Here is a 17,381-nt window from a genome sequence, read left to right as displayed (position 1 = left end):
TCCCGGTCCGCGGCGATCACCCGGGCGCCGGCGGTGGCGAAGGCGAGCGCGGTGGCCCGCCCGATTCCGCCGGCCTGCTGGTTCTGGAGGGCGTCCTCGGCTCCCTGGACGGCGTCGTGGAGGACGTTCGCGGCCTGATCGTCCTGGAGCAGGCCGGTGGCGCCGCCCAACGGGCTCTCAGCAGCGTTGGCCTGGGGCGGAGGCGTGACGATGGCGGTGACAACGCCTGCGGCGAGGGAGGCGATGGCGAGCATGCTGCGCTTCTTCATGCCCTGGTCAACTACTGAAAGGCCGAGGGGTTACGGTCGGTCCCGAATCCGTCCGGAGTCGTCACCGGCCTTCGTCGCCGGACCCATGCCAGGAGGAGCACCGAAGCGGTGGCCGCGAGGGCGCACCAGGTGGAGACGAACGCGGTGCGCCACAGCAGGACGCAGACGGCCGCTCCGGCTCCGGTGAGCAGGCCGAGGGCGCGCAGCAGGCGGTCGCGGGCGAGCAACAGGGCACCGACGGTGGACAGCAGGTACCCGGCGAGGACCAGCGGTGCCTGCGGTGGGTCGATGGCGTAACGGAGGGTGTGGCCGTGGATCTCGGCGGTCACCGGACGGGTGGCGAGCAGATGGGCGAGGAGCACGGCGATCGCGAGACCGACGGCGAGCGGCGCGAGCAGGCGTGGCCGGTCGGCCGGTCGGGCCGCGGTCAGGACGCCGAGCGGTACCCAGACGGGCAGCAGGGGGAGGGCGATCACGGCCCAGGCGAGAACAGCGGGCCCGGTGCCCCCGCCGGCGTGCCAGACGGCCGCTTCCACGAGCTGGTGGACGCCCAGGAGCAGGGGCAGGGACGCCAGCAGCGCGTCGCCGGGGCGGCGCACGGAGACGAGGGACACCACGCCGACGGCGCTGATCCCGAGGCCCGCCCAGAGGTCCGCGGTCGCGCTCCAGCACATGGGGAATCCTTACCCCCGGGCCTTCCGGATTCCCCGCGTCCCGGAAAACCGTATGGTGGTGAGTGGTGTCTTTGTAGATGAGGCCCGTGTCCCCGGAGCGCGAGAAACAGGGGGACGTCATGCATCACCGTCATGTCCTCGCGGTGGCGGTCACCGGCGTCTTGCTGATCGCCGGAACCGGTGCCACGGCCCCGGCAGGTGCCGCCGGGACACCGGTGGCGCGCGGCTCGCCCTCGGTCACGGCCCTTGTCGTCAACGCCCGCTGGGGCGGCCACGCCGCCTTCGACCGGCTGGTCATCGACGTCCGGGGCGCGATGCCCCCGGTCACCGTCCGCCCGACGCGCACACTGCGCTACGACGGATCGGGCATCGATGTCCCGCTGGCGGGAAGGCACTTCCTGGAGGTCGTCCTCTCCCCCGCTGCCGCCCATGACGACACCGGGCGGCCGGTCTATCGGGGCCCCCGGTTGCTGTCGGTCTCCTTGCCCGCGCTGAAGGGGGTCGCGCTCACCGGTGACTTCGAGGGTGTGGTCACCATCGCGGCTGCCTTCGACACCGCACCCGTGTACAAGACCTTCCGCTTGCACTCCCCGGAGCGGTTCGTCGTCGACATCGCCCATCCGGCGTCCTGCCAGGACTGACCGCCGGCAGGACGCCGGGGCGGCCCCTGCTCCGTATCGCTCAGACCGCGGTGGGACCGGCCTCCACGTACACGGTCGTCCCGGACCTTCGCGCCCGGTCGATCTCCGCAAGGCGGAGGAAGTCACGCGGGGACATCTCCCGCTGCCATTCCTCCAGGGTCCGCAGGCGGTACTCGCTGTGCTCCTCCGGGTCGAGGACGATCCCGGCGACCTGCTCGTCCGTCAGTTCGCCGCCGTCGAAGATGAAGCCGATGTGGTTGGCCGGCCAGTCCTCTCCCCGGTCCGTGACGAAGTGGGTGCCGAGCAGGCGCGGCTGGCCGGCGAAGACGATTCCGGTCTCCTCGTGGCACTCGCGCACGGCGGTTTCCCAAGGGGTCTCCCCCGGGTCCATGTTGCCGCCGGGCCACTGCCACGACTCCTCCGTGTAGGTCGCCTTGAGTTGGAAGGGACGACCGGCGGTGTCGGTGAAGTACAGACAGGCGTAGGCCGTCGCCCTCGGCAGCGTGTCGACGTACTGGGCGGGCGGCAGCCAGGTGTTCGCCATGGGCGACTCCCTTTCGACGGGCCTGATGGGGTACCCCCCATCCAAGCGGTCCGGGGCGGGTCGGCCGGTGACTCCCGGGCGGATCACCGGATCGTGTGAGCGCCGCCGGGGTCCGTCGTCCGGCCACTGGTCACGCGGAGGACCTCGTGCTCGGGGTACGACACGGGGAGCGGTGAGGGCCGCTATGCGGCGGCGGCGCCCTCGCGACGCAGACGGCGACGGACGAGGGCCTCGTGGACCAGGCGCCCGGCCAGCGCGCCCCCGTACACGACGAAGCCGACTCCGACGAGCCAGGACTGGAGGACGAGCACGGTGCCGAACTGGCCGTAGGTCACGGCGTTGGAGGCGATCAACGGGGAGAAGACGAGTTGCGAGAAGATCCGCAGTCCGAGGAGGCCGAACGCGGTGAGCACCGCGCCCGGGAGCAGGGCGCGCCAGCGGATGCGACCGCAGAGCAGGAAGCGCTGTGACCACCAGAAGAAGAGGAAGGTGCCGAGGACGTCACCGAGGGCGACGAGGGCGGTGGTGCCCGCCGGGGCGTTCTCGGGCGCCGGGTAGGCGACGAAGAGCAGCAGGGAGGCGATGAGGACGGCGAGCCAGACGACGTGCCGCCACATGGTGTGCCAGCGGGCCGTGGGGAGGTCCCAGGCCCGCTCGTAACCGGTCTGCACCGCGGATCCGAAGGTGACGCCGAAGGCGGCGAGGGCCGCGAGGCCGAAGGCCGTGGTGCGTTGGAGGGCCTGTCCCGGCTGGCCGAAGAGCTGCTCGACCTCTTCCTGCGAGACCTCGGAGACCCCGAGGCCCTGGATGAGCCAGCGCGCGAAGCCCTGGCCACTGGCGAGGTCGGCTGCGGCGACGACGATGAGCAGCGGTACGAGGGTGAGCAGGCTGAGCGCGGCGAAGCCCATGGCGCGGTGCATGAGTTCCATGGCCCGGCCGCGGCTCCAGGCCAAACCGACGGAGGAGGCGAGGACCCGGGCGTGGAGTCGTGCGAACCAGTGGCCGTGTTCGGCGGGGGTACCGTCGGGCGGCGGACCGGGTGTGGAGGGCATGCATCGTCAGGTACCCGGCCGGACGGCCGGACACCGCAGGGGTGCGGCCGAACGGGTGGGCGGAGGCGGCGGAACCGGTGCGGGGTCAGTCGGTGCGGCGCGGGCGGGCGGCGGGTCCGGGGCGGACGGTGACGTCGCGGGGGGTGAGGACGGCCTGCTCGTCGCCCTCGCACTGGACGACGACCCGCACGGGCGATGCGCACGCGTGGTGCCGGACGTCGAGGACGGGCCCGTCGGGGTCGCCGGCGTAGGCGTCGCCCCATTGTTTGAGGGCGAGGAGGACGGGCCAGAGGTCGACGCCCTTGCGGGTGAGCCGGTACTCGTGGCGGGTGCGCGCTCCGGGTTCGCGGTAGGGCTCGCTGCGCAGGAGGCCGGCGGCGACGAGCTTGCGGAGGCGGTCGGCGAGGACGGCTTCGGAGAGGCCGAGGTGGCTGCGGAACTCGTCGTACCGTCGGACGCCGTTGAATGCCTCGCGAAGGATCAGAAGGTTCCACTTCTCGCCCACGACGTCCAGGGCACGGCGGACCGGGCAGTTCTCCGTATCCGTCTCCAGCCAGTTCATGCGCCCACTGTAGCCACCTGGCTCTGTCGTTGACAGTCAGCAAGCCGGAGGGCTAGCTTCGCCATACAGAGTCAGCAGGTGAGCGGAGTGGAGCGGTGATGGCGCGGTCACGTACGGTCGAATGGGAAGACGCCGGAGCCACCGCGCGGGCCGCGATGTCGATGGCCGGCATCGACTTCCTGCGGGAGATGGTGGCGGGCCGGCTGCCGGGGCCGCCGATCGCGGCCCTCCTCGGCTTCACCCTGGAGGAGGTCGAACCAGGACGTGCGGTGTTCGTCCTGGAACCCGGCGAGGAGCACTACAACCCGATCGGGAGCGTGCACGGCGGGGTGTACGCGACGCTCCTCGACTCGGCCGCCGGCTGCGCGGTGCATTCGACGCTGGCACGGGGCACGGCCTACACCTCGCTCGACCTGTCGACCCGCTTCCTCCGCCCGATCACGATGGACACGGGAAAGGTCCGCGCCGTCGGCAGCGTGCTCTCCCAGGGACGCCGCACGGCGCTGGCCGAGGCGGGCCTGTACGACGCGGAGGACCGCCTCCTCGCCCACGCGACCAGTACGTGCATGCTGTTCCCCGTGCCGTCCTGAGGACCGCGCCGGCGCCACACGTCACCGGGAGCCGGTGACGCAGCGGAAATCAGCAACGGCCGGTGACCGGGCGGGTGCGGGTGCAGCCGTCCGGGACCGTGTCGGGGACGCCGCTCGCCTGGAGGGCCGCGCTCACGAGCGTGGCGAGCAGGTCGATGTCCGAGCCCATGTCCAGGCGGACCGTCACCCAGCCCGATCCTGCCCTCAGGCGAACGGCGCTCGATCCGAGGAGGGCCGGACGCAGCTTCGCGATCATGGCCCGGGTGAGATGGACGTCCGCCTCGTGTTCACCGTGGAAATGAACGATCTCTTGCGTCGCGGTGCCCAGTCCGAGCTCGGCGCCGCAATGGGCGCGGCCGGGGGTCAGCGAGGGCCAGCTCATCAGACGTTCACTGGCATGCCTGGCCGTGTTCATACGAGGAGCGTGCCGGGCACCGGGGCCGTGCACAAGCGTCGTGCCGGAAGAATCGTGCCAAGACGCGAAACAGGTCCTCTTCGGGGGCGTCATGACCCTCCGTCACGGCAAGGCGTGGGGCGCGGGTGACGCTCTGTCATGGCGTGGGACGGGGGCGGAGGCGGGCCGCGAGGAGGGCCACGTCGTCCTCCGCGCGGTGCGCATTGAGGCGGCGGAGCACCTCTTCGACGACCTGCTCGGGTCCGGAACCAGCAGGAAGCCGCAGGGAGGCCAGACGGGCCAGCGAAGCGTCGATGTCCTCGCTCCGGCGTTCGACGAGGCCGTCGGTGAAGATCAAGAGGGTTTCACCGGCCCCGAGGGGGCGTGTGGCTGGTTCGTAGCCCCCCACCCCGGTGCCCAGGGGCGGGCCGACCGGAAGGTCCACGATCTCCGCGGAGCCGTCGGCGCCGAAGACCGCGGGCGGCAGGTGGCCGGCGCTGGCGAAGGTCGCCGTACCGCGCGCCGGGTCCACCCGGACGAGCAGGCAGGTGGCGGGACGGCGGGCGTCGTCCTCGGCGACGACGGCATCGAGGTGGCGCAGGACCCGGTGCGGTGGCAGATCGGTCGCGGCGACGTCGCGGAGCACCGTGCGGTAGGCGTTCATGTCCACGGCCGCGTCGAGCCCGTGGCCCATCACGTCGCCGACGACCAGGAGGCTGCGCCCGAAGTGGAGCCGTACGGTCTCGAACCAGTCGCCGCCCACGAGCGCGCGGGGACCCGCTGGACGATAACCGCCCGCGACCTCCAGGTTGGGGTGCGGCCGACCGGGTTCGGCGACCAGGGCCCGTTGGAGGTGGAGCGCGGTGTCCTCCGTGGCGGCGAGGCGGCGGGCGTGGCCGAGGTGCCGGGCGGCGAGTCGGGTCGCGTGCCAAAGGACCGCGACCTCATCGGCGGAGAAGTCGGCGCCGCCCCGACGGGCGGCGGTCACCTGTCCGAGGGGGTCCTCCCCGCCGGCGGCCAGGGGGACGGCGAGTTCCGGTGTGCGGTCCGGGGAAGTCGGGGCGGCAGCAGGGGCGGGAGGAGCGGCTCCCGTGCCCGTGTCGATCGGTCCCCCGCCGGAACCGGACGGGCCCGCCGATGCGACGCGTCGGACCGGGACGCCCGGTTCGGCGCGCAGGTCGACCGCGACCGTGCCGCGCAGGTGGTGGGCGAGGAAGGCGGCGAGTTCTCGGCACGTCGTCCCCTCGTCGAGCGTCGTACCGATCTCGCCGATGGCCCGTTCCAGCGCCCGCACCCTGATCAGGAGGGCCTCGTCCCGTTCCGACACGACACCTCCACCCCGCGCGAACCTCCGGGCGGCGCACCCGGTCCCTCCATTGCACCAGCGCCCGTGCCCTCTCGCGCGGCACGGACCCGCGCACGACGGTTGTGCGGGGGCGCCCGATCTGATCGAGTACAGCCGAGGCTACTGATCAGTACGACACTTCGATCCCGGGGGACAGATGACGACCGAGCCAGCCGTGACGACCGGGTTCTTCACCTCAGTCGACGAGGTGTCCGAGCGGCTCGCCGCCACCGGCTACCTGGCGTCGCCGGCCGTGGCCACCACCGTCTTCCTCGCCGACCGCCTGGGCAAGCCGCTGCTCGTCGAAGGTCCGGCCGGCGTCGGGAAGACGGAACTCGCCAAGGCCGTCACCGCGGTCACCGGCGCCCGTCTGGTCCGACTCCAGTGCTACGAGGGGGTCGACGAGTCCCGCGCGCTGTACGAGTGGAACCACGCCAAACAGCTGCTACGGATCACGGCCGGGCGGGGCGAGTCCTGGGACGAGGCGCGCACGGACATCTTCGGCGAGGAGTTCCTGCTCCCGCGACCGCTGCTCACCGCCATCCGGTCCGAAGAACCCACGGTGTTGTTGATCGACGAGACCGACAAGGCCGACGTCGAGGTGGAGGGCCTGCTCCTGGAGGTCCTCGGCGACTTCCAGGTGACCGTCCCCGAACTCGGCACGATCAGGGCCGCCCGGCGGCCCTTCACGGTGCTCACCTCGAACGCGAGCCGCGAACTGTCCGAGGCGCTGCGCCGGCGTTGCCTCTTCCTGCACATCGGTTTCCCCGAGGAAGAGCTGGAGCGCCGGATCGTCGCGCTCAAGGTACCCGGCCTCGACGCGACGCTCGTGGCGTCCGCCGTGCGGGTGGTGAGCGCGCTGCGGGCGATGGACCTGCGGAAGGTGCCGTCCGTCGCGGAGACGATCGACTGGGCCCGCACCCTGCTCGCGCTGGGTGCGGACCGGCTGGACGAGCAGGTCGTGCGGGAGACCCTCGGCGTCCTCCTGAAGCACCGGGAAGACCTCGTGAAGGCAGCGGCCGAGCTCGCCCTGGACGCGGTGTGAGTCCGGGAGGCACGGCAGGTCGCGCGGCCCCGTCCGCAAGGACGCCCGTTGGCGGTGCGGCGGGCGGCGCCGGGGCCTCGGTGCGGCTCACCGCACTCGTGGCGGCATTGCGGACCCACGGATTCGGCATCGGGACGGGCGAGACCGTGGACGCGGCGCGGGCCCTCGAAGCGGTCGGCTTCACCGACCGGGCGCAGGTCAGGGAGGCGCTGGCGGCGACTCTGCTGCACGGGGAAGCCCAGCGCAGGGTCTTCGACCAGGTGTTCGACCTGTACTTTCCGCTCGACGCGGGGATGGTGGGGGCGTACGAGAACACCGCGGGAGACCTCCCTTCACTGCGGGAACGGCTGGCCGAGGCCCTCGTGACCGGTGATGCCGCCGCACTCGACCGACTGGCCGCCGAGGCGGTGGCGGGCTTCGGAGGCTACGGTTCCGGTCCGGAGTCGGACGGCTGGTCCTCTCACCAGACGTTGTCCCGGCTGCGGCCCGAAACCCTGCTCGCCAGGGTCCGCGACCGGCTGCGGGCGGCACCCTCGGACCAAGATCCCGAGTTCACCGAACGACTGCTCGACGATGAGATACGGCGGCGGATCGAGGCCTTCCGCGAGCGGGTGCGCACCGAGGCCCGCCGGCGCGTCGCCGAGCGGCGGGGGCGGGAGGCGGTCGCACGCCGGGCGGTCGCGGCGACGCCCGACCGCGTGGACTTCCTGCTGGCCGGGCGGACCCAGCTGGACGAGTTGCGCCGCACGGTTCGGCCACTGGCGCGGAAACTGGCCACCCGACTCGCGGCCCGGCGGAGACGGGCGGCACGCGGCACGATCGATCTGCGACGCACGCTGCGCGGCTCGCTGTCGACCGGGGGCGTCCCGGTGCGCCCGGCGCTGCGCCGACGCCGACCGCGGCGTCCCGAACTGGTCCTGCTCTGCGACGTCTCGGGGTCGGTGGCGGGCTTCGCCCAGTTCACGATGTTGCTCGTACAGGCCCTGCACGAGCAGTTCGGTCGGGTGCGGGTCTTCGCCTTCGTCAACCGGGTCGACGAGGTGACGGACCTGGTCTCGCGGAGCGCGGCCGATCCCGCGGGTCTCGGTGACCTCGTCCTCACGGAGGCACGGCTGACCGGCTGGCACGGACAGAGCGACTACGGCGCGGCGCTCGGGGAGTTCGCCGAGCGGTACGCGAAGGCGGTCGGCCCGCGCACCGTGGTCTTCGTCCTCGGAGACGCCCGCACCAACGGTTCCGACCCGAACCCCGCGGCGCTCCGGAGCATCGCAAACCGTGCCCGCCGGGTCCACTGGCTCAACCCGGAGCAGCCTTCGCTCTGGGGCACCGGCGACTCGGCGGCCCCGGTCTATGCCGCGCTCGTGGAGATGCGTGCTTGTCGCAACGCCCGGCAGTTGGAGGCGCTGATCGGCCGGCTGCTGCCGGTGTGACGGAAGCCCACAGGGACGACAGCCCGGGATGAGGGCGCGACGACCAGGACCGAGCCCGCCCGGTTGTACGACGGGAGGGTCCTCGAACTAGCGTGGCCCCCATGGAACTCTTGGGAGAGATCACGGCCGGCCGTCCACTGCTCGTCCTCGCCGTCAAGGAGGAGGCGCAGTTCCTCGACACGGACCTGCCCGTGCTGTTGACCGGCATGGGCAAGGTGAACGCCGCGACCGCGCTCGCGACCGCGCTCAGCAGGGGGCCGCGACCGTCCGGAGTCGTGAACCTGGGAACGGCGGGGGCGCTCCGGTCGGGCTGGACCGGGACGCACGTCGTCGGCACGGTCGTGCAGCACGACCTGGACGGCGAGCTGCTCGCCACCTTGACCGGTGAGACGTACGGCGCCCCCCTGGTGCTGCCGGACGGCGGCGACGTGGTCCTGGCCACCGGGGACGCCTTCATCTCCGACGAAGCGGCGCGGGCGCGGCTCGCCGAGCGGGCACCGCTGGTCGACATGGAGGGGTACGCGCTGGCGACCGCAGCCGAGCTGGCCGGGGTTCCGCTGCGGATCGTGAAGCACGTCAGCGACGAGGCCGGCGACGGTGCCGCACGCACCTGGCGCGAATCGGTCGCGGAGTGCGCACGGGCCCTGGCGGACTGGGCGGAGGCGAACACCCCCTACCGCTCCTGAACCGTCCGGATCCGTCTCGGCGGGACGGACCAGGAGGCCGGGCGGCCGGCGGGGCCGTCGAGAGCCGGGAGCGGGTCGTGCGGCCCCTGCCGGAGGGGCCGGGTCCGGGTCGGGTCGGCCCACGGGCACGCGTCCTCGCGGTGACGACGAGGACGCACCGGGAGGCCCGGCCCCGTGCGGTCGCACGGCCGTCAGCCCAGCGGTAGTTCCAGGAAGGCCGGTCCGTCCGCCGGAGAGCTGATGACGGTCTGGGTCCAGGTCACGGAGGCGTCCCCGTACAAGGGGTCCTTGCTGTCGACGACCAGCATCAGACGGTGCCCGGCGGCGAGGTCGTACGCAGCGGCCTGGAGCCGCCAGGTCACGGTGCGGTCCTGATCGGGCATCAGTCCGTACGCGTTGAGCGGCTCGTGGGTGATGATCCGGGCGGTGTCGTCTTCGGCGACGTCCAGGAGGTAGGCGTAGAGGCTGGCGGAGGCGGCCGTGGAGCGGACCGTGAGGCGCAGCCGCGGGACGCCCCGGATGCGGCGGCCGGCGCTTCCCCCGTAGGGCGGGGCGGAGAGCGGAGTGGTGGTCCAGACGACGGCGTGCCGGCGGTCGATCTTGCGGGTGTCGTAGGTCTTGGGGTTGCCGGCCCACTCCGCCCGCCCGGTCCGCATCAGCGCGTCCATGGCGGTGGCCTCGGTGTCCACCCCGGCGAGGAACCCGCGACGCCAGCCGATGACCTCCGAGGGGCCGGTCGCCTCTCCTGCGGGGAGGAGCAGGCCGTCGATGCCGTTCGTGCCGTCACCGGTGAGGCCGAGGACCTCGACGCCGGTGGTGACCCGGTTCCAGACCGCCCGGCGCTCGCGGACCGCTTGCTCGACGATCCGGTGCTCGCCGGTCGGCTCCCCCGTGCCGGGGTCGAGGACGGGTTGGGTGACGTAGGTGAACATCACCTGGTTGCAGACCTGCTCCCAGTCCTCCACCCCGTTGTGCTCGCCCTTGAGGTGGTGGTCGAGCCAGGCGTACGCCTCGGACAGCGGGAGGTTGACGCCTCCGGGCTCGGTGCCGATGAGCCCCGGCCCCTCGGGGGCGGCGTGGTCGCCGATCCACAGGTTGAGCCGCTTGGGCACGTCCAGGCCGTTGAAGGTGTCGAGGAGCTGGTTGACCGCGAAGAGCCCTTCGTGCCAGGTGTTGGAGAAGAAGGTGGGCGTCTCGTTCTCGTTGGTGAGGTGGAGGTACGACTCTGGGGCGCGCAGCAGCCCCCACTCGACGACCTTCTGCGGGTTCCGGTCGGCCAGGAAGTCGGCCAGGACCTCCTGGTCGGCGGGGGCGAACTTGGTCTCCACGGGTCCGCCGGTGAGGGCGAGGAGTGCCTTGACGGCCATGAGGTGACGGGTGTCGTGGTCGTAGAGGCTGGTGGCGAGGTTGCCCCAGGTGCTGAGGGCGACGACGGCGGCGACCCGGTCGTCATGGGCGGCGACGAGCTGGCTGATGCCGGACCCGTAGGACTCACCGAGGAATCCTATGGATCCGGGGGCGAGGTATTCCTGGGCGAAGTCGATGACGGCGGAGCCGTCGGCCCAGTCGTGGGGGCCCGCAACGTCGACGAAGCCCTCGGAGGTGGACGGCAGTCCGGGGATCCCGAGGCCGCGGGGCGTGTAGGCCAGGACGTGGTAGCCCCGGCGGGCGAGGTCGAGGTACGCCCAGAGGAACAGGGGCCAGCCGAAGGGGGTCCAGCCGGCCGGCACGACGACCAGTGGGTGCGGGCCGGGGGAGGTCTGTCGGAGGCTGAGGGCGGAGAGCCGGATGCCGTCCGGGGCCTCGATCCGGTGGTACGCGGGCAGGGCCAGCCCACGGACCTCTTCGACGTGCGCGGCGAGTTCGGCGGGGAGCAGGGATTCGGGGTCGGCGCCGCCGTTTCCGTTGAGCAGGGCGGTGGTGAGGGTCTGGCCGAGCCTGACGACGTCGGGGTCGACGGCCCCGTCGGCCGCCCAGAGGCCGCGACCTGCGATGCGTGCGACCTCGACGGCGGTGAGCCCCGCCGTGACCCCCGGGAAGCCGGGGAATTCTTCGGACGTTCCATTGGCGAAGGGGTGGTCCTGGAGCACGTGCACCCGTTCCTCTCGACTGGGTTGCTGACCGTCCGCACGGCGGACGGTCGCAAGCCTCACGTACCGGGAACGGAGTGACTAGAGCGCACGAACGGCGCACGGGACGCGCAACCGGGTGGCAACGGCACAAGCCGGCCCCGGCACATTGGGTGACCGGCCACTCGGCCGGCACGGAGGGGGCACGTACGGGGGCGGCTCCGACCGTTGCCGACCCGCCGTAGCCCGGGCGTGTCATCCCGCTCCACCGCGCCCCGGCCGGGAGGGTTCGGGCGGGCGCACCACGACGAGGGCGGCGACGTCGTCGTCGAGGCCGTCCGCCCCGTAGGCGGCGAGGTCACGGTGGAGGAGCGCGGGCAGTTCCGCCGCGGGTGCACCGGCCCAGCCGCGCAGGCGGAGCTCCAGCGGGTAGAAGGTGCCGGTCTTGTCGCGGGTCTCGCTGACGCCGTCGGTGTAGAGGAGCAGGCGGTCCCCCGGCCCGAAGGGGAGTTCCTCGACCCGGTGGTGGCTCTCGGCGAGGCCCGCGAGGTTCACGGGCAGCGACGGGTCGGCGAAGCGCACGGGCTCGACCCCGGTCGGGCGCTGGAGCAGTGGGGCCGGGTGACCGCAGCTGAGGAGTCGTACGACGTCCTGGCCGTCGGGGAGTTCCACCAGGACGACGGTGGCGAAGCGTTCGGCGGCGTCGGAGTCGGGGTCCCAGGCGCTGTAACGGGCGAGGCCCTCGTCGAGCCGGTCCGCGAGGGCGGGGAGGTCGGACGCGTCGTTGACGGCGGCGCGGAAGGATCCGAGCAGGACGGAGGCGGTCTCGACGGCGCCGAGGCCCTTGCCCTGGACGTCTCCGAGCATGACCCGTACGGAGCCGGGGACCTTCACCGCCTCGTAGAAGTCCCCGCCGATCCTCGCCTTGGCCGCGGCGGCGACGTACAGCAGGTGCAGTTCGAAGCGGCCGAGGCGTTCGGGCAGCGGGCGCAGGACGACCCGCTGGACGACCTCGGCGACGGCGGTGACCTCGCGCAGGTCCTGCTCATAGCGGGTCCTGGCCCGACTGACCCAGGCCGAGGCGACGGTCACCGCAGCGATGACCGCCTCGTTGGCGAGGAGTTCATAGACGAGGTCCTGGTCCCGGTCGAGGCCGAGGAGGACGCGGGCGCCCATGGCCACCAGTCCGATGCCGATGGTCCCCCGCACGCTCCAGGTGACGGCGGCGAGTGCGGGCGCGGCAACGAGAAGGCGGTCGAACCTCTCTCGGTCGGGAGTCACCAGGTCGGCGACGACCGTCAGGACCAGGACCAGGAAGGGCAGCGCACGACCGAGGTTGAGCTGGGTGCGGGCCGCCGTGCCGGGAGGGCGGCGTTGACCGGCTGCGGGCATCTCATGATCGTACGCAGGGCCGCCGGCCGGTCCCGGGTGTCGTCGGCTCCGGGCGTGTCCCCTCTCGGTCCGTGCCGTGGGGCAGGAGGAGTGCGGCAGGGAGGGCGAGCACGGCAATCACCCCGAGGGCGGGGAGGGCCATGCCCCGGACCGGCACGAAGCCGCCGTCCGGCGCGAGGGCGAGGAGGAGCGTCGCGAGGGCGACGCCGAGCCGCCGGTCCGACGTTCATCGCGGTCTGTTGGAGACCGCCGGCGGCACCCGGACGGGCCTCGGGGGCGTGGTGCACGACGGCGGAGGTCGCGGTGACCATGAGCGTGGCGAATCCGGCTCCGAGAAGCGCGAACGACCACCGACCGCGGCCGTGCGGGTCGGAGGAGCGCCCCGTACCCGCCCTGGAGCACGCGCCATGCGATCACGGCACCGACGTCGGGAGCCAGGGCGATGCCGGTGGAGGTGACGGCGAGGCGGAAGGCTCCGGGGGCGCAGACCCGCTCGTGGCCGTGACCGTCGCCGAGGCGGCCCGCGAAGACCAGGAGGCCGCAACGGCGACGAGGCATCCGGTGCTGGTCCACTGCACCTGTCCGACGTGGGCGTGCAGGTCCCGCTGGAGCGCCGGTTCGGCGACGGTGAGGACGGTCCCGTCGAGCGCCACGACCGCGGTGTCCACGACGCTGCAGACGAGGGTGCGGTTCACGCGGCGGCCTCCGGGGGGCCGAGGTGGGCGTCGAGCACGGCCGCCAGGAGGGCGTCGGGGTCGTCCCCGGTCGTGAGGCGGAGGCTGCTCCAGTGCCGGAGCTGGACCAGGCCGTGCAGGTTGGCCCAGAGCGCACCGGCGAGGACGACGGGGTCGTCCTCCGGGCGCACCCGGGCGACGAGCCCGACGAGGCGGGAGAAGAGGGTCATGCAGGCTTCCCGCAGCCCGAGCCGACCGCTCTCCAGGAGGTCGGGTCGGAACATCAGCTCGTACATGCCGCGCCGGGTGCCGGCGAAGTCGACGTAGACGCGGGCGAGCCCTTCGATCCGCTCGCGCGCCGGGGTGGTCTCGGGATCCTCCTCGGCCATGCGCGCGGCCAGTTCGTCGAAGCCCTTCCGGGCGAGGGCGGACAGCAGGTCCAGGTGGGTCGGGAAGTACCGGCGGGGTGCTCCGTGGGAGACGCCGGCCCGGCGGGCGATCTCGCGCAGCGAGAGGGTGTGGGCCCCCTCGTCGTTGACCAGCTCGACTCCCGCACGGACCAACCGGGAGCGGAGTCCGCCCTCGGGATCTGCTGTCCGAGGGGCCCGGGGTGTTCCTCCTGCATCATGCACGGAGACTCCCTACCAAGACGGGATAGACACTGTCTACTCCGCCTTGCGCCCCTTCCGCTACACTGGGCGACAGCGAAGGGGAGTAGCCCCGCAAACCGGTCGTCGACACACTGGAGCCCTCGGGTTCCCGGTGACCGGGTCCGCGCGTGACGCGGACGGGCGAGACCTTCGGCCAGGCAACGCCGTGCCCGCATGCCCGCGGGCGCGTTCCGTCATGCCGGGCCGAGTGGTCCTCCCGTCGCCCACCGAGGTGCCGAGCGGAGCCGCGGGGCCCGGACCGAGCAGAGAGCCCCGGTATGCACCTCGACCCCTTGGCGATCCTCACCGCCTTCGGGCTGATCTTCCTCGCCGAACTTCCCGACAAGACGATGTTCGCGTCCCTCGCCATGGGCACGCGCATGCGTCCGCTGCACGTGTGGATCGGCACGTCCACCGCCTTCCTCGCCCACGTCGCCATCGCGGTGGGCGCCGGAAGCCTGCTCGGGTTGCTCCCCGGCTGGACCGTCAAACTCGTCTCGGCCCTCCTGTTCGGCTTCGGCGCGTTCGTACTGCTGCGCGGCGGGGGCGACGACGACACGGCGGACGAGGGCGGACGGACCGTCACCGGCTTCTGGCCCGTCTTCTCCACCGCTTTCACCGCCGTCTTCATCAGCGAGTGGGGGGACCTGACACAGATCACCACCGCGAACCTCGCCGCCACCAACGGCACCTGGTCAACGGCCCTCGGCTCCTTCGCCGCACTGACGACGGTCTCCGCCCTGGCCCTGGTCGCGGGCCGTTTCATCGCCAAGCGGGTCCCGCTCAAGACCGTGCAGCGCATCGGCGGCACTTGCATGGCCGGTCTGGCGATCTGGTCCCTGGTCGAGGTCTTCACCGGCTGACGGGCTCCCGGCCGCAGCATGACCGCCCTCCGGGGTGGCCATGCTGCGACGGGTCGGCCGGACCACCGGTGCACGAGGGGGAGGCACTCGACCTCCGGGGGCGAGCGCCTCCGTCCGACTTCTTGATGAAGCAGTGAATCACTGCTTCACTTCTTCCATGCCGTACCGACGCACCCCCGCCGTCCAGGCCCGGCTCGACGCCCAACGCGCCTCGGTCGTCGACGCGGCCCTCGCCCTGCTCGCCGAACAGGGGTACGCGGGCTGCACCATGGCCGCCGTCGCCGCGCGCGCCGACATGGCCACGGGCAGCGTGTACCGGCACTTCCCGAGCAAGGCCGAGCTCGCCGTCGAACTGTTCAGGACCGTGGTGGGGCGGGAAGTCGAGGCCGTCTCCGCGGCAGCCGGACACCCCGGGCACGGCACGGCGGCCGAACGGGTGGTCGCGGTGGTGGAGACCTTCGCCCAACGCGCACTGAAGTCGCCCCGCCTGGCCTACGCCCTGCTCGCCGAACCGGTCGACCCCGCCGTGGACACGGAACGGCTCGTCTTCCGGCGCACGTTCCGCAACGTCTTCGCCGCGCAGGTCGAGGAAGGCGTGCGCTCCGGCGAGCTGCCGCCCCAGGACCCGGTCCTGACCGCCTCGGCGTTGGTCGGGGCGGGGGCCGAAGCGCTGGTCGGGCCACTGGCGGAGGGGGCCGTCGGCCCCGAGACCGTACCCGCACTCGTCACCTTCACCCTCCGAGCACTGGGAGTTCCGGATGCCGCCCACGCATGAGGTCACCAATCAGGCACCACCGCTGACCGGTTACGACGTCTCCGCCGACCCCGCACTGTTGGAGGCACTGCGCCGGGAGGGCGCAGGCTGGGCCGAGGCCGAGGTCCGGGAGCTCGGCGTGCGGGCGGGGGGCGAGGAGGCCCAGGAATGGGGGCGGCTCGCCGAGCGCCACTCCCCCGTGTTGCACACCCACGACCGGTACGGGCACCGGATCGACGAAGTCGAGTTCCATCCGCACTGGCACGCGTTGATGGACGTGGCCGTGCGGCACGGGCTGCACGCAGCTCCGTGGCGCGACGACCGACCGGGCGCACACGTGGCGCGCGCGGCCAAGGTGTTCGTGTGGGGCCAGGCGGACGCAGGACACCTGTGCCCGATCTCCATGACGTACGCGGCGGTGCCCGCGCTGCGGGTCCAACCCGAGTTGGCCGAGGCGTACGAGCCGCTGCTCTCCTCTTCGTCGTACGACTTCGGACTGCGGGTGCCGACGGAGAAGCGCGGACTCATCGCCGGCATGTCGATGACGGAGAAGCAGGGCGGTTCGGACGTCCGGGCGAACACCACCCGGGCGGTCCCGACCGGCGAGCCCGGTCTGTACGCGCTGACCGGCCACAAGTGGTTCACCTCGGCACCCATGTCGGACGTCTTCCTCACCCTGGCGCAGGCCCCCGGGGGCCTGTCCTGCTTCCTGGTGCCCCGGGTGCTCCCCGACGGCAGTCGCAACCCGATCCGCCTCCAACGCCTCAAGGACAAGTTGGGCAACCGGTCGAACGCCTCCTCCGAGATCGAGTACGAGGGCGCTCTCGGCCGGTTGGTCGGAGAAGAGGGGCGCGGGGTGGCCACCATCATCCGGATGGTCAACATGACGCGCCTCGACTGCGCCATCAGTTCGGCGTCCGGGATGCGCCTCGGGCTGGTGCAAGCGGTGCACCACGCGACCCACCGCGAGGCCTTCGGTGCGCGGCTGGTGGAGCAGCCGCTGATGCGCAACGTCCTCGCGGACCTGGCGGTGGAGTCGGAGGCCGCCACCGTCGCGGCGCTACGACTGGCCGGAGCGGTGGACCAGGCGGCCCGCGGCGACGCGGAGGAGGAGCAACTGCGGCGGCTCGGGCTGGCGGTCACCAAGTACTGGGTGTGCAAGCGGGCCCCGGCCCACGCCGCGGAAGCCCTGGAATGCCTGGGCGGCAACGGCTACGTGGAGGACTCGGGGCTCCCTCGGCTGTACCGGGAGTCCCCGCTGCCCTCCGTCTGGGAGGGCTCGGGAAACGTCGCCGCGCTCGACGTGCTGCGGGCGATGGCCCGTCAGCCGCAGGCCGTGGAGGCGTACTTCGCCGAGGTCGACCGGTCCGCGGGGGCCGACCGGCGCCTGGACGCGGCGGTCGCGGACCTGCGCAAGGACCTCGCAGGACTCGGTGATCCGGATGCGGCGGCATACGGCGCGCGGCGGTTGGTGGAACGGCTCGCCCTGGTCTTCCAAGGGTCGCTGCTGGTACGGCACGGGCACCCGGCGATAGCCGACGCCTTCTGCGCCTCCCGCCTCGACGGCGACCGGGGCCTCGCCTTCGGCACGCTCCCCGCGGGCGTGGACACCGCAGCCGTCATCGCGAGGAGCGGCCCGGACGGGGTCGACCCGGGGTAACCGGAACGGCCCCAAAGCCGAGTGTCCCGCCCGTGGACACGGACACGGGCGGGCCCCGGGTGGGAAGCTGCGTGGCGGTCCGATCGA

Annotated in this window: 19 protein-coding genes; 8 read left to right on the top strand and 11 right to left on the bottom strand. The window is 72.6% G+C overall.

The features are described from left to right. A partial coding sequence (locus ACFW2Y_RS10505) for a hypothetical protein (protein ID WP_384876260.1) occupies positions 1-269 on the bottom strand: 269 nt, incomplete at its 3' end. Between the two features lie 11 nt (positions 270-280). Beyond that, a complete protein-coding gene (locus tag ACFW2Y_RS10500; protein ID WP_384876258.1) occupies positions 281-943 on the bottom strand; it encodes a DUF6629 family protein in 663 nt (220 codons plus the stop codon). A gap of 119 nt (positions 944-1,062) precedes the next feature. Here ACFW2Y_RS10500 and ACFW2Y_RS10495 point away from each other — a divergent pair, with 119 nt between their 5' ends. Beyond that, a complete protein-coding gene (locus ACFW2Y_RS10495) occupies positions 1,063-1,584 on the top strand; it encodes a hypothetical protein (RefSeq protein ID WP_384876256.1) in 522 nt (173 codons plus the stop codon). 40 nt (positions 1,585-1,624) lie between these two features. On the opposite strand, the gene ACFW2Y_RS10490 is transcribed toward ACFW2Y_RS10495, so the two are convergent. The 3 genes from ACFW2Y_RS10490 to ACFW2Y_RS10480 all read right to left on the bottom strand — a co-directional run bounded on the left by ACFW2Y_RS10490 (position 1,625) and on the right by ACFW2Y_RS10480 (position 3,742). Beyond that, a complete protein-coding gene (locus ACFW2Y_RS10490) occupies positions 1,625-2,128 on the bottom strand; it encodes an NUDIX domain-containing protein (protein WP_384876254.1) in 504 nt (167 codons plus the stop codon). A 182-nt stretch (positions 2,129-2,310) separates the two neighbouring features. Next, entirely contained in the window at positions 2,311-3,180 is an 870-nt protein-coding gene (locus ACFW2Y_RS10485) for a YhjD/YihY/BrkB family envelope integrity protein (RefSeq protein WP_384876252.1), read from the bottom strand. A gap of 85 nt (positions 3,181-3,265) precedes the next feature. Then, complete coding sequence (locus ACFW2Y_RS10480; RefSeq protein WP_384876250.1) at positions 3,266-3,742, bottom strand: winged helix-turn-helix transcriptional regulator; 477 nt, start codon at positions 3,740-3,742, stop codon at positions 3,266-3,268. A gap of 98 nt (positions 3,743-3,840) precedes the next feature. Between ACFW2Y_RS10480 and ACFW2Y_RS10475 the strand changes: the two genes are divergently transcribed. Beyond that, positions 3,841-4,332, top strand: a complete 492-nt coding sequence (locus ACFW2Y_RS10475) for a PaaI family thioesterase (protein ID WP_384876248.1) — start codon at positions 3,841-3,843, stop codon at positions 4,330-4,332. Between the two features lie 49 nt (positions 4,333-4,381). Here ACFW2Y_RS10475 and ACFW2Y_RS10470 read toward each other — a convergent pair whose 3' ends face one another. Together ACFW2Y_RS10470 and ACFW2Y_RS10465 are read right to left on the bottom strand one after the other, a co-directional pair. Beyond that, positions 4,382-4,747 carry a luciferase family protein gene (locus tag ACFW2Y_RS10470; RefSeq protein WP_384876246.1) on the bottom strand — a complete coding sequence of 122 codons (366 nt, stop codon included), beginning with the start codon at positions 4,745-4,747 and terminating at the stop codon, positions 4,382-4,384. 136 nt (positions 4,748-4,883) lie between these two features. Beyond that, positions 4,884-6,053 carry a PP2C family protein-serine/threonine phosphatase gene (locus tag ACFW2Y_RS10465; RefSeq protein WP_384876244.1) on the bottom strand — a complete coding sequence of 390 codons (1,170 nt, stop codon included), beginning with the start codon at positions 6,051-6,053 and terminating at the stop codon, positions 4,884-4,886. A gap of 175 nt (positions 6,054-6,228) precedes the next feature. Between ACFW2Y_RS10465 and ACFW2Y_RS10460 the strand changes: the two genes are divergently transcribed. The 3 genes from ACFW2Y_RS10460 (at position 6,229) to ACFW2Y_RS10450 (ending at position 9,232) form a co-directional block, all read left to right on the top strand. Continuing rightward, the gene (locus ACFW2Y_RS10460) at positions 6,229-7,116 is read left to right on the top strand and encodes an AAA family ATPase (protein WP_384876242.1); all 888 of its coding nucleotides are present in this window, start codon (positions 6,229-6,231) and stop codon (positions 7,114-7,116) included. Positions 7,117-7,196: 80 nt separating this feature from the next. Continuing rightward, positions 7,197-8,546 (top strand): VWA domain-containing protein, encoded by a 1,350-nt coding sequence (locus ACFW2Y_RS10455; RefSeq protein ID WP_384876240.1) that lies wholly within the window; start codon positions 7,197-7,199, stop codon positions 8,544-8,546. Between the two features lie 101 nt (positions 8,547-8,647). Next, positions 8,648-9,232 carry a nucleosidase gene (locus ACFW2Y_RS10450; protein WP_384876238.1) on the top strand — a complete coding sequence of 195 codons (585 nt, stop codon included), beginning with the start codon at positions 8,648-8,650 and terminating at the stop codon, positions 9,230-9,232. Positions 9,233-9,423: 191 nt separating this feature from the next. Here ACFW2Y_RS10450 and ACFW2Y_RS10445 read toward each other — a convergent pair whose 3' ends face one another. From ACFW2Y_RS10445 to ACFW2Y_RS10430, 4 genes are all read right to left on the bottom strand, one after another. Next, positions 9,424-11,322 carry an alpha/beta fold hydrolase gene (locus tag ACFW2Y_RS10445; RefSeq protein WP_384876236.1) on the bottom strand — a complete coding sequence of 633 codons (1,899 nt, stop codon included), beginning with the start codon at positions 11,320-11,322 and terminating at the stop codon, positions 9,424-9,426. Between the two features lie 234 nt (positions 11,323-11,556). Then, positions 11,557-12,693 carry a PP2C family protein-serine/threonine phosphatase gene (locus ACFW2Y_RS10440; protein WP_384876234.1) on the bottom strand — a complete coding sequence of 379 codons (1,137 nt, stop codon included), beginning with the start codon at positions 12,691-12,693 and terminating at the stop codon, positions 11,557-11,559. Positions 12,694-13,106: 413 nt separating this feature from the next. Continuing rightward, positions 13,107-13,388 (bottom strand): hypothetical protein, encoded by a 282-nt coding sequence (locus ACFW2Y_RS10435; RefSeq protein WP_384876232.1) that lies wholly within the window; start codon positions 13,386-13,388, stop codon positions 13,107-13,109. Beyond that, positions 13,385-13,999: a TetR/AcrR family transcriptional regulator gene (locus ACFW2Y_RS10430; protein WP_384876230.1), complete on the bottom strand. Its 615-nt coding sequence runs from the start codon at positions 13,997-13,999 to the stop codon at positions 13,385-13,387. Before ACFW2Y_RS10430 ends, ACFW2Y_RS10435 begins: the two co-directional genes overlap by 4 nt. A 296-nt stretch (positions 14,000-14,295) precedes the next feature. Here ACFW2Y_RS10430 and ACFW2Y_RS10425 point away from each other — a divergent pair, with 296 nt between their 5' ends. The 3 genes from ACFW2Y_RS10425 (at position 14,296) to ACFW2Y_RS10415 (ending at position 17,294) form a co-directional block, all read left to right on the top strand. Further along, positions 14,296-14,880, top strand: coding sequence for a TMEM165/GDT1 family protein (locus ACFW2Y_RS10425; RefSeq protein WP_384876228.1), 585 nt, complete (start codon positions 14,296-14,298; stop codon positions 14,878-14,880). 157 nt (positions 14,881-15,037) lie between these two features. After that, the gene (locus tag ACFW2Y_RS10420) at positions 15,038-15,655 is read left to right on the top strand and encodes a TetR/AcrR family transcriptional regulator (RefSeq protein ID WP_384876227.1); all 618 of its coding nucleotides are present in this window, start codon (positions 15,038-15,040) and stop codon (positions 15,653-15,655) included. Further along, positions 15,639-17,294: an acyl-CoA dehydrogenase family protein gene (locus ACFW2Y_RS10415; RefSeq protein WP_384876225.1), complete on the top strand. Its 1,656-nt coding sequence runs from the start codon at positions 15,639-15,641 to the stop codon at positions 17,292-17,294. The genes ACFW2Y_RS10420 and ACFW2Y_RS10415 overlap by 17 nt, the downstream gene beginning before the upstream one ends. The last annotated feature ends 87 nt before the right edge of the window (positions 17,295-17,381 follow it).

Origin of the sequence: Streptomyces sp. NPDC058877, from assembly GCF_042742855.1 — a bacterium.
Taxonomy (GTDB): Bacteria; Actinomycetota; Actinomycetes; order Streptomycetales; family Streptomycetaceae; genus Streptomyces.
This window is presented reverse-complemented; position numbering and strand designations above follow the sequence as displayed.